Origin of the sequence: Parazoarcus communis, from assembly GCF_003111645.1 — a bacterium.
GTDB classification, from domain to species: Bacteria; Pseudomonadota; Gammaproteobacteria; order Burkholderiales; family Rhodocyclaceae; genus Parazoarcus; species Parazoarcus communis_A.
In genome coordinates this window covers 1,731,103-1,745,758 of the sequence record NZ_CP022187.1, presented here as the reverse complement: position 1 = coordinate 1,745,758, position 14,656 = coordinate 1,731,103, and the positions used below count along the sequence as shown (strand labels likewise).

General features: G+C 63.9%; 10 protein-coding genes. 6 read left to right on the top strand and 4 right to left on the bottom strand.

Going from position 1 to position 14,656, the window contains the following annotated elements; genetic code table 11:
• Positions 1 to 31 precede the first annotated feature (31 nt).
• Positions 32 to 2,749 carry an aconitate hydratase AcnA gene (gene acnA, locus CEW83_RS07900; protein ID WP_108948850.1) on the bottom strand — a complete coding sequence of 906 codons (2,718 nt, stop codon included), beginning with the start codon at positions 2,747 to 2,749 and terminating at the stop codon, positions 32 to 34.
• A 303-nt stretch (positions 2,750 to 3,052) separates the two neighbouring features.
• On the opposite strand from acnA, the gene acnB reads away from it, so the two are divergent.
• From acnB to CEW83_RS07870, 6 genes are all read left to right on the top strand, one after another.
• Positions 3,053 to 5,650 (top strand): bifunctional aconitate hydratase 2/2-methylisocitrate dehydratase, encoded by a 2,598-nt coding sequence (acnB, locus tag CEW83_RS07895; RefSeq protein WP_108951270.1) that lies wholly within the window; start codon positions 3,053 to 3,055, stop codon positions 5,648 to 5,650.
• Positions 5,651 to 5,891: 241 nt separating this feature from the next.
• Positions 5,892 to 6,389: a hypothetical protein gene (locus CEW83_RS07890; protein WP_108951269.1), complete on the top strand. Its 498-nt coding sequence runs from the start codon at positions 5,892 to 5,894 to the stop codon at positions 6,387 to 6,389.
• Complete coding sequence (locus tag CEW83_RS07885) at positions 6,389 to 7,720, top strand: GAF domain-containing protein (RefSeq protein ID WP_108948849.1); 1,332 nt, start codon at positions 6,389 to 6,391, stop codon at positions 7,718 to 7,720. The genes CEW83_RS07890 and CEW83_RS07885 overlap by 1 nt, the downstream gene beginning before the upstream one ends.
• 147 nt (positions 7,721 to 7,867) lie before the next feature.
• Positions 7,868 to 8,827, top strand: a complete 960-nt coding sequence (locus CEW83_RS07880) for a thiamine pyrophosphate-dependent dehydrogenase E1 component subunit alpha (RefSeq protein WP_234419021.1) — start codon at positions 7,868 to 7,870, stop codon at positions 8,825 to 8,827.
• A 13-nt stretch (positions 8,828 to 8,840) separates the two neighbouring features.
• Complete coding sequence (locus CEW83_RS07875) at positions 8,841 to 9,797, top strand: alpha-ketoacid dehydrogenase subunit beta (protein WP_108948848.1); 957 nt, start codon at positions 8,841 to 8,843, stop codon at positions 9,795 to 9,797.
• A 194-nt stretch (positions 9,798 to 9,991) separates the two neighbouring features.
• Entirely contained in the window at positions 9,992 to 10,822 is an 831-nt protein-coding gene (locus tag CEW83_RS07870; RefSeq protein WP_199915239.1) for a DUF3014 domain-containing protein, read from the top strand.
• A gap of 40 nt (positions 10,823 to 10,862) precedes the next feature.
• Here CEW83_RS07870 and CEW83_RS07865 read toward each other — a convergent pair whose 3' ends face one another.
• The 3 genes from CEW83_RS07865 to dxs all read right to left on the bottom strand — a co-directional run bounded on the left by CEW83_RS07865 (position 10,863) and on the right by dxs (position 14,634).
• Positions 10,863 to 11,885: an LLM class flavin-dependent oxidoreductase gene (locus CEW83_RS07865; RefSeq protein ID WP_108948846.1), complete on the bottom strand. Its 1,023-nt coding sequence runs from the start codon at positions 11,883 to 11,885 to the stop codon at positions 10,863 to 10,865.
• Between the two features lie 5 nt (positions 11,886 to 11,890).
• On the bottom strand, positions 11,891 to 12,700 hold the full coding sequence (gene folE2, locus CEW83_RS07860) for a GTP cyclohydrolase FolE2 (protein ID WP_108948845.1): 810 nt from the start codon (positions 12,698 to 12,700) through the stop codon (positions 11,891 to 11,893).
• Positions 12,701 to 12,771: 71 nt separating this feature from the next.
• A complete protein-coding gene (gene dxs, locus CEW83_RS07855) occupies positions 12,772 to 14,634 on the bottom strand; it encodes a 1-deoxy-D-xylulose-5-phosphate synthase (RefSeq protein WP_108948844.1) in 1,863 nt (620 codons plus the stop codon).
• Positions 14,635 to 14,656: the final 22 nt, after the last annotated feature.

The following is a 14,656-nucleotide window of genomic DNA, read 5'->3' as shown; positions in this document are numbered from 1 at the left end:
GCGCCGCGCGTTGTACGCGGCGCAAAAAGGTTCAGCCGTGCACCGCGCCGTCGGGGAAGAGTATGTCGCGCAGCACGTAGGGAAGGATGCCGCCGTGCAGGTAATACTCGACCTCGATCGGCGTGTCGATCCGGCACAGCAGGCTGACGTCCTCCTGGCTGCCGTCAGCGCGGTGGATGCGCATGTTCAGATGCTGTTGCGGCTGCATGTCGGCACTCACGCCGACGATGTCGATGGTTTCGCTGCCGTCGATGCCGAGCGAGTCCCAGCTGACGTCGCCCTCGAACTGCAAGGGAAGCACGCCCATGCCGACCAGGTTGGAGCGGTGGATGCGCTCGAAACTGCGCGCGACGACGGCCTTCACGCCGAGCAGTGCCGTGCCCTTTGCCGCCCAGTCACGCGAGGAGCCGGTGCCGTATTCCTCTCCGGCCAGAATCACCGTGGGCGTACCGCGTGCCCGCCATGCTGCGGCAGCGTCGAACACCGTGGCCTCCTCGCCGTCGAGCAGGGTGTAACCCCCTTCGCGCCGTCTGCCGTCCGCACCCGCGGGCAGCATCAGGTTCTTGATGCGGACGTTGGCAAAGGTGCCTCGCACCATGACTTCGTGCTGTCCGCGGCGCGAACCGTAGGAGTTGAAGTCCTTGCGTTTTACGCCTTGTCCCTTGAGCCACTGTCCGGCAGGGCTCGATTCGGAGAAGGCACCGGCGGGCGAGATGTGGTCGGTGGTCACCGAATCGCCGAGCAGCATCAGCGGACGCGCGCCGATGACGTCCGACACCGCACCGGGTGTGACCGTGAACTCGTCGAAGAAGGGCGGGCGCGCGATGTAGGTGGAGGTGGGCCAGTCGTAGACCACCCCGGTGGGGGCGGCGATCTCCTGCCACAGTGCATTGTCCTTGCTGAAATCGGCGTAGAGGCGGCGGTAGGTGGCCGGATCCATGGCGAAGGGCATGAGCTCGGCGATTTCGTCCGAGCTTGGCCACAGGTCCTTCAGGAATACCGGCTTGCCGTCCGTGTCGGAGCCGAGCGCTTCGCTGCTCAGGTCGATTCTGGCGGTGCCTGCCAGGGCGTAGGCCACCACGAGGGGAGGAGAGGCGAGGTAATTCGCACGGATGTTCGGATGGATCCGGGCCTCGAAGTTGCGGTTGCCCGAGAGCACTGCAGCGGCGACGATGTCATTGCCCGTGATGGCTTCGTTCAGCGCCGGTGCGAGATCGCCCGAGTTTCCGATGCAGGTGGTGCAGCCGTAGCCTGCGAGCGCAAACCCGAGTTCGGCCAGCGGCTCGAGCAGCCCGGCCTTGCCCAGGTACTCGGTGACGACGCGCGAGCCCGGCGCAAGCGAGGTCTTGATGTGCGGCTTGACCCGCATGCCGCGCATCACGGCCTTGCGTGCAAGCAGCCCGGCCGCAATCATCACCGCAGGGTTGCTGGTGTTGGTGCATGAGGTGATGGCGGCGATCAGGATGTCGCCGTGGCCGAGGTCGACGCCATCGAGACCGGTTGCGACCCGCTTGTCCAGTTGCTCGGCGTCACGGCCGAAGCCGTTGTCGGCGGGCGGGGCCGAGAACAGCGCTTCAAAGGTGCGCCGCATGGCGGGCAGCTCGATGCGGTCCTGCGGCCGGCTCGGCCCGGCGAGCGAGGGCACGATGGTGTCGAGGTCCAGTGTCAGGGTGCGGGTGTAATCGATCTCGCCGGCGCGCGGCACACCGAACAGTTGTTGCGCCCGGAAATAGGCTTCGATCAGCTCGCAGCTTTCCTCGCTGCGCCCGGTTCCGCGCATGTAGGCCACGGTTTTCTCGTCTACCGGGAAAAAGCCCATGGTTGCGCCGTACTCGGGCGCCATGTTGGCAATGGTCGCACGGTCGGTCACGCTCAGTGCCGCCGTTCCCTCGCCAAAGAACTCGACGAACTTGCCCACCACCTTCTCGCGCCGCAGCATCTCAGTCACGCGCAGCACCAGATCGGTGGCCGTTGCGCCTTCCGGCAGGCGACCCCGGAGCTCGACACCGATCACGTCCGGCGTCAGGAAATACACCGGCTGCCCGAGCATTCCCGCTTCGGCCTCGATCCCGCCAACGCCCCAGCCCACCACGCCCACGCCGTTGATCATCGTTGTGTGCGAGTCGGTGCCGACCAGGGTATCCGGGTAGTACAGGTCGCCGGTATGGCGCAGGCCTTCGAACAGGTACTCCAGATTCACCTGGTGCACGATGCCAATGCCCGGCGGAACGACACGGAAGGCATCGAAGGCCTGCATGCCCCACTTCATGAACTGGTAGCGTTCGCGGTTGCGTTCGAACTCGAGCGTCATGTTCTGCTGCAAGGCCTGTGGCGTGCCGAAGTGGTCAACCTGGACCGAATGATCGACGACCAGGTCGACCGGAACCAGGGGCTCGATCCGTTTTGCGTCCTTGCCCTGCTCGACGGCCACGTTGCGCATGGCGGCGAGGTCGCACAGCAGGGGAACGCCGGTGAAGTCCTGCAGGACGACACGTGCGACCAGAAACGGAATCTCCGCGTTGCGCGGGGCATCGGGTGCCCAGTTGGCAAGTTCGCGCACATGCCGCTCGGTTACCCGGCGGCCGTCGCAGTTCCTCAACACCGCCTCGAGCACGATACGGATCGACACCGGCAGTCGGGATACCGGGCCGACCCCGGCTGACTCCAGGGCGGGCAGGGAGTAATACCGGCCGCACACACCGCTGCGGGTCGAGAAGGTCTTCAGCGTGTCGAACATTTCATGGGGCATGGCTCGTCTCCTGCGGGTGGGTGGGCGCTGTTTTGATGCCCGTGTGTGGTTTCCGACCAGACCGATGCATGTGATGTTCCCCGGATTCCGCTGTGTGCCGCGAAACCTGCCAAATCCTTGCCAATGGCCTATTGTGGGTAGATGCGTCGGGAGTAGAATTGGACGCTTGAGTCGTGTCTGAGACCGCGCAGGGTGTTGCACTGCACCCTAAGTCTTATAAAAGACATATAATCTCGTTTGATCCGTGCGGGAGAACCCCCGTTCGGAGCCCCTGCCACCGTCACAAACTGGAAGGAAGTCGCCGTGCTTGAAGCCTACCGTGCCCATGTCGCCGAGCGTGCCGCCCTCGGTATCCCCGCGCTGCCCCTGACCAAGCAGCAAACTACCGAGTTGGTCGAACTGCTCAAGAATCCGCCTGCCGGCGAGGAAGCGTTCCTCGTCGAACTGCTCACCTACCGCGTACCGGCTGGTGTCGATGATGCCGCCAAGGTCAAGGCCGAGTTCCTGGCCAAGCTCGCCAAGAGCGAAGAAACCTGTGCCCTGGTGTCGCGCACCAAGGCCGTCGAACTGCTCGGCACCATGTTGGGTGGCTTCAACATCAAGCCCATGATCGACGTGCTCGGCGATGCCGAGGTCGGTGCGGTCGCGGCTGAAGGTCTGAAGAAGACCCTGCTGATGTTCGATTTCTTCCACGACGTCAAGGAGCTGGCCGACGCTGGCAACGCAAACGCCAAGGCCGTGTTGCAGTCCTGGGCCGACGGCGAGTGGTTTACCAGCCGTCCTGAAGTCCCCGCGTCGCAGAAGCTGACCGTGTTCAAGGTCACCGGTGAAACCAACACCGACGACCTGTCGCCGGCACCGGACGCGTGGTCGCGTCCCGACATCCCGCTGCACGCGCTGGCCATGCTGAAGAACCCGCGTCCGGGCATCACGCCGGAAGACGCCGGTGTTCGCGGTCCGATCAAGTTCATCGAAGATCTGCGCGCCAAGGGCAACCTCGTCGCCTACGTTGGTGACGTGGTCGGTACCGGTTCCTCGCGCAAGTCGGCCACCAACTCGGTGCTGTGGTTCACCGGCGAAGACATCCCCTTCGTGCCGAACAAGCGTTTCGGTGGTGTGTGTCTGGGTTCCAAGATTGCGCCGATCTTCTTCAACACGATGGAAGATGCCGGTGCGCTGCCGATCGAAATCGACGTTTCGTCGATGGACATGGGCGACGAGATCGAACTGAAGGTCGACCAGGCAACTGCCGTGGTCACCGCCTTCAAGAACGGCGAACAGATCGCTGAAGCGGCACTCAAGACTCCGGTCATCCTCGACGAAGTCCGTGCCGGCGGCCGTATTCCGCTGATCATCGGCCGTGGCCTGACGACCAAGGCGCGTGAAGCGCTTGGCCTGCCGCCGTCCACGCTGTTCCGTCTGCCGCAAGACCCCGCCGACAGCGGCAAGGGCTTCTCGCTGGCACAGAAGATGGTCGGTCGTGCCTGCGGCCTGCCGGAAGGCAAGGGCGTTCGCCCGGGTACCTACTGCGAACCGAAGATGACCACCGTCGGTTCCCAGGACACCACCGGCCCGATGACCCGCGACGAGCTCAAGGATCTGGCCTGCCTCGGCTTCTCGGCTGATCTGGTGATGCAGTCCTTCTGCCACACCTCGGCCTACCCGAAGCTGATCGACGTCAAGACCCACCGCGAACTGCCGAGCTTCATCTCCACGCGTGGCGGCGTTTCGCTGCGTCCGGGTGACGGCGTGATCCACTCCTGGCTCAACCGTCTGCTGCTGCCCGATACCGTTGGTACCGGCGGTGACTCGCACACCCGTTTCCCGATCGGCATCTCCTTCCCGGCCGGTTCCGGTCTGGTCGCCTTTGCCGCTGCCACTGGCGTGATGCCGCTGGACATGCCGGAATCCGTGCTGGTGCGCTTCAAGGGCAAGATGCAGCCCGGCGTCACCCTGCGTGATCTGGTCAACGCCATTCCGCTGTACGCCATCAAGGCGGGCCTGCTGACGGTTGAGAAGAAGGGCAAGAAGAACATCTTCTCCGGCCGCATCCTCGAAATCGAAGGTCTGCCGGATCTGAAGGTCGAGCAGGCATTCGAGCTGTCCGACGCATCGGCCGAGCGCTCTGCCGCTGGCTGCACGGTGCACCTGGACAAGGCGCCGATCGTCGAGTACATGAACTCGAACATCACGCTGATGAAGTGGATGATCGCCAATGGCTATCAGGACGCCCGCACCCTGGGTCGTCGCATCAAGGCCATGGAAGCGTGGATCGCCAACGGCGAGCTGCTGTCGGGCGACGCCGATGCCGATTACGCTGCTGTGATCGACATCGATCTGGCCGACATCAAGGAACCGATCGTTGCCTGCCCGAACGACCCGGACGACGTCAAGCTGCTGTCCGAAGTTGCCGGCGCCAAGATCGACGAAGTGTTCATCGGTTCGTGCATGACCAACATCGGTCACTTCCGTGCTGCGGCCAAGGTGCTCGAAGGCAAGTCGGACATCCCGACCCGTCTGTGGGTGGCTCCGCCGACCAAGATGGATGCCATGATCCTGAACGAAGAAGGCTACTACTCGGTGCTCGGCAAGTCCGGTGCCCGCATGGAGCCGCCGGGCTGCTCGCTGTGCATGGGTAACCAGGCGCAGATTCGCAAGGGTTCGACGGCGATGTCGACGTCCACGCGTAACTTCCCGAACCGTCTCGGTATCGACACCCAGGTCTACCTCGGCTCTGCCGAGCTGGCCGCAGTGTGCGCGCTGACCGGCAAGATCCCGACGGTTGCCGAGTACCTGGCGCAGGTTCAGTCGCTCGACGCGAAGGCGGGTGAGGTTTATCGCTACATGAACTTCGACCAGATCGCCGAGTTCAAGGAAGTCGCCGACACCGTCGAAATCTGAAGCATCAGGCCGGGCGGGTTTGCGTGAGCGGACTCGCCGGCGCAGTGAAGCGCCCCTGTCCGGGAAACCGGTAGGGGCGTTTTTTTTCGTGCTCGACTTCCCGGGGATCAGGGCGGAACGGGGGCTTGCGCAGCTGGCGGAAGGTGAGTGTCCGAGCTGCTTTCCAAGGCGCGCATTAGGGGCGATGCAGGGCCATGCAGGAAGTGGAAGTGTCTGCAAACGCGGCTATGATTTGAACACGATGTCGAGTTCACGCCCGCCGATTCTCGATCGCGCGCACGCGGAGTTCATCTCCGGCGCGGTGTCGATCAATGCTGCTTCCTGTCGCCCCGGGGGCTTCCCGGCCTTGGCGCGCGGGCTCGGTTGCCGTGTCGCGGAGGACTGCAACAGCGTGAACGTGATCTTCGGGGTGAAGGCGGCGGCGGACGTGCTCGATGGTGTTCGACGCAGCGGCGCATTAGCGGTCGTTTTCAGTGAGCCAAGCACACACCGCACCCTGCAGCTCAAGGGGGACGATGCCCTGGTCCTGCGCCTCGAGCCCGGCGACGCAGCGCTGGTCGACCGCTACCGCGACGGCTTCGTTGGCGTGCTGGCACCCTATGGTCATACCGAAGAAATGGTGCGCGCGCTGCTCGCCTGTCCGGTGGATGAGCTTGTCATGGTGCGATTTACGCCGACGTCCGCGTTTTCCCAGACGCCTGGGCCGCATGCGGGCGAGCCACTCGCAGGGGCTCGGTGATGGTGAGGCTGGAAAGCATACGTGATTGCCTCGAAGGTGTCGTCCCGGGCAATATCGCCACCTGCGCGCCGGACGGCACGCCGAACGTCGCCTATCTTTCGCAGGTTCAGTTCGTGGACAGCGAGCATGTCGCCTTGTCCTACCAGTTTTTCAACACCACGCGGCGCAATATTCTGGCGTCTCCCTATGCGCGGGTGTCGGTGATCGACCCCCACACTGCGGCTCACTATCGGCTGAGCCTGCAGTACCTGCGCACCGAGGACAGTGGTCCGCTGTTCGAGACCATGAAGGTGAGGCTGGCCGGCATCGCTTCGCATACCGGCATGAGCGGCGTTTTCCGCCTGCTGGGTTCGGATGTCTATCGCGTACTCGATATCGAGAAGGTGCCGGGCGAGGTCGTCGTCCTGCCGCCGGTTCACCGCAACAGGCTGTCGTCCTTGAGGGCGTGCTCCGAGATGCTTTGCGGTGCCGCCGATCTGGAGGGTTTGCTGTCGCGTCTGCTGGCGGGGCTTGCACGTCATTTCGACATCGAGCATGCGATGGTGCTGATGCTGGACGAAGGGGGCGGACACTTGTACACGGTTGCCAGCAGAGGGTATCCGAGCTCGGGCGTGGGCTCGGAAATCGCGCTCGGCGACGGCATCATCGGCGTTGCTGCCCGCGAACGCACGCCAATCAGGATCGGGCATTTTGCAGCCGAGTACAGCTATGGGCGGGCGATTCGCAGCGGCCTCGAGAAAAGTGGTGTGAGGGGAATCGAAACCGAGATCCCGCTGCCCGGACTTCCCGCGTCATGCAGCCAGCTGGCCGTACCGATCATGGCCTGTCACATGCTCGTTGGCATGCTGTATGTCGAGAGCGCGCAGGAGCTGCGCTTCGGCTATGACGACGAGGACGCCCTGGTTGCGCTGGCGGGGCAACTGGGGGCGGCGATGCGTGTGCTCCAGCACAGCCATGAAACCAGCGAGGACCCCGTTGAGCCCGAACCCTCGCCATCCCCGGCGCGGGGCCGGGCAGTGACCGTGCGTCACTACGCGGAGAACGACAGCGTCTTTCTCGATGGGGGCTACCTGATCAAGGGCGTGGCCGGTTCCATCTTTTTGGCGCTGGTTCGCGACTACGTTGACAAAGGACAGACTGATTTCTCCAATCGCGAACTGCGGCTCGACCCCAGAATCCGGCTGCCCGAGATCAGCGACAATCTTGAGGCGCGGCTGATCCTGCTTGCACGCCGACTGGTCGAGCGCGAGGCGCCCGTGCAGATCGAGAAGACGGGGCGCGGGCGTTTCCGACTGCGCGTTCAGCGTCCGCTGAGCCTGGTTCAGGCCTGAGCGCGGGGCGAAGTCTATGATTTCATTCGCATCATGCTAAATGTTTCCTAAGCGCGTGCCGCGGGGAAGTTCCTGCGGCTAGAGTCTGTCGCGTCCGGCCGTTTCTGGCGCCGGACTCACAGACCGAAGCGGAGCAGGAGGTGTGGCGTGAGCGTGAAACTGTATGGCGAGCGGCCGGAAGAACTGTTGCAGATGATGCAGCTGATCCGTGCCTATGAAGAGCAGGCAGCGGCCTTGCAGGCCGAATCCGGGGCGCCCGGCACCTGTACCTCGGTGGGTCAGGAAGCCTGCGCGGTGGGTGTGATTGCGGCGCTGGGCAGGGATGACCTGATTCTCACCAATCATCGCAGCGCCGGGCATCTGCTGGCACGCGGGGCAGACCCCGGACGTCTTTTCTCCGAAGTGATGGGGCGCAGGGACGGGTATTGCAAGGGCAAGAGTGGTTCGCTGCACATCTCGGCGCGTGAGCTGGGGGTGATTCTGACCTCGACCATCGTGGGCGGCGAACTTGGGCTGGCATGTGGCGTCGGCCTGTCACAGAAGATGCTGCATCGTGCAGGTGTCGTCGTGTGTTTCTTTGGCGACGGCGCAGCCTGCGAAGGGCGTTTCCATGAATCGCTCAATCTTGCCGCGGTGTGGGGTTTGCCCATTCTCTTCGTGTGCGAGAACAACGAATGGCAGGCCTTCGTCAGCCGGCGCGAGACCATGCTGGCCGATCGTATCGCGAGCTGGGCTGCGCCGTTCGGCATCGACAGTGTCACGGTGGACGGGAACGACGTCGAGGCGGTGCGCGCAGTGGCCACTGCGGCGCTGGACGTGGTCCGCAGCGGCAAGCCCTTTCTGCTCGAAGCCCGGACCTACCGCCTGCGGGGGCATTTCGAACCCGATGATCAGGCGTACGTCGATGCGCAGGAGCTGGCGTCTGCATGGGCGCGTGACCCGCTGTCGCGCTTCGAGGGCAGCCTGCAGGAATCCCGAAGGCTCGATGCCGACGCCATCGCGACGATGAGGGCGGCGGCGAAAAGCCGTGTCGACGCGGCGGTCGCCTATGCAATGGACTCGCCGTATCCCGCGATCGATGAACTCGTCACCGATGTCTACGCCTGAGGAGCCAGGAAAAATGGCACAGATTACAGTTCAGGAAGCGATCGATCAGGCGCTGGCCGAGGAGATGGCACGCGACCCGCGCGTGTTGCTGATGGGCGAAGGCGTGGCGACGAAACGACATGCGCTGGTGGAGGCCTTCGGGGGCGAGCGGGTGCGCAACACCCCGCTGGCCGAGGGCATCATCGCCGGCACGGCTGCAGGTGCGGCGGCTACCGGCCTGCGTCCCGTTGCCGACCTGCTGTTCGCGCCTTTCCTGTGTTACGCGATGGACGAGCTGGTCAACAGTGCGGGAAAGCTGCGCTATCTGTCCGGCGGACAGTTCAGCTTTCCGCTGGTGGCGATCACGATGACCGGTGCCGGCTGGTGTGTCGGTGCCCAGCACAACCACAACATTGAAGCCTGGTTTGTGCATAGCCCGGGCGTGAAGGTGGTCATGCCCTCGAGCGTGGCGGATTTCAAGGGACTGCTCAAGGCTGCGATTCGAGATGACAACCCGGTGCTGTTCTTTGTCGATATCGGTCTCGCCTTCGTCGCCGGCGACGTGCCGGATGGCGAATGTCTGGTGCCGATCGGCGAGGCGATGGTGCGCAGGGCAGGGGAGGATGTCACCCTGATCTCCTATGCGAAGACGGTCGCAGTGTGCGAAGAGGCGGCGCAGGCGCTTGCCGGGCAGGGCGTGTCGGCAGAAGTCATCGATCTGCGCACGCTCAAGCCGCTGGATGAGGCGAGTATCCTCGCTTCGGTCAGGAAGACGGGAAGGGCCATCATCGTGCATGAGGCGAGCCGGAGCTGCGGTGTCGGCGCCGAGATTGCCGCCACCATCGCGGACAAGGCTTTCGCTGCGCTCAAGGCTCCGGTGCGGAGGGTGGCTGGCCCGGACGCACCCGCAGCGGCAAGTTTCCCGCTCGAGCAGGCCTTCGTGCCGCAGGCGAGCGCAGTGGTCGACACCGCGCTGCGCTTCTTCGCCTGAACGCGGTGGACGTGTCCGCCCTGCGACGGGGCGGACACGCGCGCCCCGTCCGTGTATCGTTGTTCCTGTTGCCTGCGCGGGGCGATGGGATCCGTCGTTCCGTCCGAGGCTGTTTTGGATGACGGGAACGCGCGTGTGCTTCGCCCCGAACGGGTGACGCTGCGCTGCGTCGAACACGACTGACGGGGGGACGGGTGAGCTCAAGAACGCTGAAGGGTGTATTGCTGGTTGCGGTGCTTGCGATCGGAGCGGGTGTTGCGTATCTGGGGTTCGGGCCAGCGCCCGAGCAAGTCAGGCCGGCCGAACCTGTCCCGCAAGTGCAGCAGCCGGCGGAGCCTGCGTCGTCAGGGCTGATCGAGCCGGTCATTCGCTACCCGATCGTGCCCGAGCTCGCCGTGGTCGAGGCGCCGGCAGAAGCTGCAGTCCTACCACCGCCCGAGCTCGCCGGCAGTGACGACCGTGTGGCTGCGGAGTTCGGCAGCAGCTTCGGCGGCGGTCTGGGCGAGCTTGTCGTGGTGAAGGATCTCGTACGGCGGATCGTGGTGACGGTGGATAACCTGCCTGGTGAGCGGCTGCCCTTGTCTCGCTCCCCGGTGCGCAAGGCCGACGGCGGGTTCATTGTTAATGAACAGGACGGCGCACGGAGTATTGCGGCCGACAACGAGGCGCGTTATCTGCCGTACGTCCTGTTCGCCGAGCAGGCCGACATGCGCATGCTCGTTGCCGCGTACCGGCGGCTGTATCCCTTGTTTCAGGCTGCATATGACGAGCTTGGCTACCCGTCCGCCTATTTCAACGATCGCTTGGTCGTCGTCATTGATCACATGCTGGCAGCGCCCGAAGTCGCAGGCCCGATTCGCCTGATTCAACCCAAGGTGCGTTACCGCTTCGAAGACCCCGAACTCGAAGCCTTGTCCGCAGGGCAGAAGATCATGGTGCGGATGGGCGTCGACAATGCACGTCGAATCAAGGCAAGACTGCGCGAACTGCGGCAGGGACTCACTGCGGGTGCGCCAGCGCGCTGACAGGCTTCAGCCAGCTGCGGGGCGTGTGCCACGCAGCGATTCAGCTTCGCGATGCGCCCAGGGGCGCCAGACCCCATGCTTGGGCAAGGACCTCATACGAATGCAGCCGCGCCTGGTGATCGAAGATCTGCGCGGTGAGGATCATTTCGTCGGCACCAGTTTGCGCGACGAGCGCAGACAGCTGCGTGGCCATGCTTGAGGTGGCACCGACTGCCGCGCACGACAGGGACTCGTCGGCAAAGGCGAGCTCTGCTGCCGTCCAGTCGCTTTCCCTGAAGTCCTCCGGGGGCGGAAGCGTGCCACGCACGCCGCGGGCCATGGCCGCAAAGCGCAGGCGCAGCGAGCGCAGCAGAAACTGCGCTTCGTCGTCGCTGTCCGCGCCGATCGCATTGGCGCCGACCATCACATAGGGTTCATCGAGCGTGGCGGATGGTCTGAAGCGGCTGCGATAGAGATCGATTGCCTGCATCAGGAAGCGCGGCGCGAAGTGCGACGCGAAGGCGAAGGGCAGGCCGAGGTGGGCTGCGAGCTCCGCACTGTAGAGGCTGGAACCGAGCAGCCAGATCGGCACATCCAGACCTGCGCCCGGAACAGCTCGCACAGGCTGGTTGGCTTGTGGCGGAGCAAAGTAGAACTGGAGTTCCGCAACGTCCTGCGGGAAGCTGTCATCACTGCTGGCGAGGTTTCGCCGCAATGCGCGCGCGGTGCGCTGGTCGGTGCCCGGTGCGCGACCGAGGCCGAGATCGATGCGCCCGGGAAAGAGCGACTCGAGCGTGCCGAACTGCTCGGCAATGACAAGCGGAGCGTGGTTCGGCAGCATGATCCCGCCAGCGCCGACGCGAATGCTCGAGGTTGCCGCGGCCACGTGACCAATGACCACCGCCGTCGCCGCACTGGCGATGCCGGTCATGTTGTGGTGTTCGGCAAGCCAGTAGCGATTGAAACCGAGGCGCTCGGTGTGACGTGCAAGCGCGGTGGTGTTGCGCAGCGCGTCGGCAGGCGTGCTGCCCTGTGGAACCGGTGCAAGATCGAGCACCGACAGCGGGACGGAGGGCAGAGTCATATGAGTCAGGCCGCCTGACGCTTGTCCCGTTCGATGAGTGCGTAAGCCGAGTGGTTGTGAATCGATTCGAAGTTTTCCGATTCGACCGAGTAGGCGTCGATGCGTGGCTCGTGGTTGAGCAGGCCGGCGACGTCGCGGACCATGTCTTCGACGAACTTCGGATTCTCGTAGGCGCGCTCGGTAACGTACTTTTCGTCGGGGCGTTTGAGCAGGCCATAGACTTCGCACGATGCCTGGCCTTCAACCAGTTGTACGACGTCCTCGATCCACAGATGGTCGTTCAGCGTTGCGGTGACCGTGACATGCGAGCGCTGGTTGTGCGCGCCGTATTCGGAGATCTTCTTCGAGCACGGGCACAGGCTGGTGACGGGCACCATGATGCGCATGGTGAACGCGTAGCGACCGCCTTCGTGGATGGTGCCGATGAAGGTGACTTCGTAATCCATCAGGCTCTGCACGCCGGATACCGGTGCTGCCTTGTTGATGAAGTAGGGGAAGCTCATCTCGACGTGACCGGTTTCGGCCTCGAGGCGCGTCACCATTTCACGCAGCATCGGCTCGAAGGACTCGACCGAAATCTCACGCTCGTTGCTGTTGAGGATCTCAACGAAGCGCGACATGTGGGTGCCCTTGAAGTTATGGGGCAAGCCGACATACATGTTGAAAGTGGCAACGGTGTGCTGCACGCCGCCCGACTTGTCGCTGACCTTGATCGGGTGACGGATCGCCTTGATCCCGACTTTGTTGATCGCAATCTCGCGGCGATCGATGCTGCTCTGGACGTCGGGAATGGCCTGTGCTGCCTGGGTGTTCATGTGTGTTCTCTGTTGTGGTCGGGGTCTGCGCCCTTTCAGAAAGCGAATGCTAGCAATCCCGACAAGCTTACTCAACTATTGCCTGGATAGGCTTTCGCAATACTTGCGAGAATGCCGTCCTTGTCGAGGCCGATCGAGGCCAGAAGCTGTCCCTGCTCGCCATGGTCGATGAAATTGTCGGGGAGGCCGAGACGCAGGATGCGCGGACGTTCGGCGAGTGTTTCGACGACACGTGCGACCTCCGAGCCTGCGCCGCCGATGACGGCGTTCTCCTCGATCGTCACCAGCAGGTCGTGGCTCGCGGCAAGTTCAACAATCAGCGCGTCGTCGAGCGGCTTGATGAAGCGCATGTTAACAACCGTCGCATCGAGCACTTCGCCCACTGTGGTGGCCGTATTGACCATGCTGCCGAAGGCGAGCAGCGCGATGCGCTTGCCCTGCCGTTTCGTTTCGGCCTTGCCGATGGGCAGTGCGGTCATCGCGGTTTCCGGCGCAACGCCGGTGCCACTGCCGCGCGGGTAGCGCACTGCGGTGGGTCCGTCGTGACAGACTGCGGTGTAGAGCATCTGCCGGCATTCGTTCTCATCGGCCGGCGCCATCACCACCATGTTCGGGATGCACGACAGGAAGGACAGGTCGAACGCGCCATGGTGGGTCGCGCCGTCGGCTCCGACCAGACCACCGCGATCGACGGCCAGTACTACCGGCAGGTTCTGCAGCGCAATGTCATGCACCAACTGGTCGTAAGCGCGCTGCAGGAAGGTCGAGTAGATCGCCACCACCGGGCGATAGCCTTCGCAGGCCATGCCCGCGGCGAAGGTCAGCGCGTGCTGCTCGGCGATGCCGACATCGTAGTAGCGGTCGGGGAATTCCTGTTCGAAACGTACCAGGCCCGAGCCTTCGCGCATGGCCGGCGTAATGCCGACGACGCGCGGGTCGGTCGCAGCCATGTCGCACAACCAGTCACCGAATACCTGGGTATAGGTGAGCTTGGCGCCGGTCTTGCTGCTCTGGATGCCGGCGTTGCGGTCGAACTTGGAGACGCCGTGGTAAAGAATGGGGTCGGCTTCGGCGAGCTTGTAACCCTGTCCCTTGCGGGTAATCACATGCAGGAACTGAGGGCCCTTGAGCTTGCGCAGGTTCTGCAGTGTGGGCACAAGGGCGTCGAGATCGTGGCCGTCGATCGGGCCGTAGTAATGAAAGCCGAACTCCTCGAACAGGGTGCCCGGGGTGATCATGCCTTTTACGTGCTCTTCGACCTTGCGCGCCAGCTCCGCAACGGAAGGTGCCATTCCCAGCACTTTCTCGCCGACGCGGCGGGCGGTGTTGTAGGTTGAGCCGGACATCAGACGGGCAAGAATCTTGGTGAGCGCACCGACGGGTGGCGAGATCGACATTTCGTTGTCGTTCAGAATCACCAGCAGGTTGACGCCTTCCATGTCGCCAGCGTTGTTCAGCGCCTCGAAGGCCATGCCTGCCGACATTGCGCCGTCACCGATGACCGCAATCGACTGCCTGTCCTCGCCGCGGTCGCGGGCCGCTGCGGCCATGCCGAGTGCCGCCGAGATGGAGGTCGAGGAGTGCGCGGTGCCGAACGTGTCGTACTCGCTTTCGCAGCGGCGGGGAAAGCCGGAAATGCCGCCCCAGCGCCGCAGATTGCTCATCGCTTCACGGCGCCCGGTCAGGATCTTGTGGCCGTAGGTTTGATGCCCGACGTCCCAGACGATGCGATCTTCCGGGGTGTTGAACACGTAGTGCAGGGCGATCGTCAGTTCGACCGTACCCAGGTTCGATGACAGATGTCCGCCGGTCTTGGATACCGACTCAATCAGGAACGCACGCAGCTCATCGGCGACGAGACCCAGTTCGCGGCGTTCGAGGGCGCGCAGGTCGGCGGGTGAGGTGATGCGTTCTAGATTTTTGTACGGAGACATGTGTCGGGCCGGCAGAAGAAGG

Excerpts from the sequence above, each read along its gene's own strand:
- acnA (WP_108948850.1), bottom strand. The coding sequence starts at position 2,749 with ATGCCCCATGAAATGTTCGACACGCTGAAGACCTTCTCGACCCGCAGC.
- CEW83_RS07890 (WP_108951269.1), top strand. The coding sequence starts at position 5,892 with ATGTCGAGTTCACGCCCGCCGATTCTCGATCGCGCGCACGCGGAGTTC.
- CEW83_RS07885 (WP_108948849.1), top strand. The coding sequence starts at position 6,389 with ATGGTGAGGCTGGAAAGCATACGTGATTGCCTCGAAGGTGTCGTCCCG.
- CEW83_RS07875 (WP_108948848.1), top strand. The coding sequence starts at position 8,841 with ATGGCACAGATTACAGTTCAGGAAGCGATCGATCAGGCGCTGGCCGAG.
- CEW83_RS07865 (WP_108948846.1), bottom strand. The coding sequence starts at position 11,885 with ATGACTCTGCCCTCCGTCCCGCTGTCGGTGCTCGATCTTGCACCGGTT.
- folE2 (WP_108948845.1), bottom strand. The coding sequence starts at position 12,700 with ATGAACACCCAGGCAGCACAGGCCATTCCCGACGTCCAGAGCAGCATC.
- dxs (WP_108948844.1), bottom strand. The coding sequence starts at position 14,634 with ATGTCTCCGTACAAAAATCTAGAACGCATCACCTCACCCGCCGACCTG.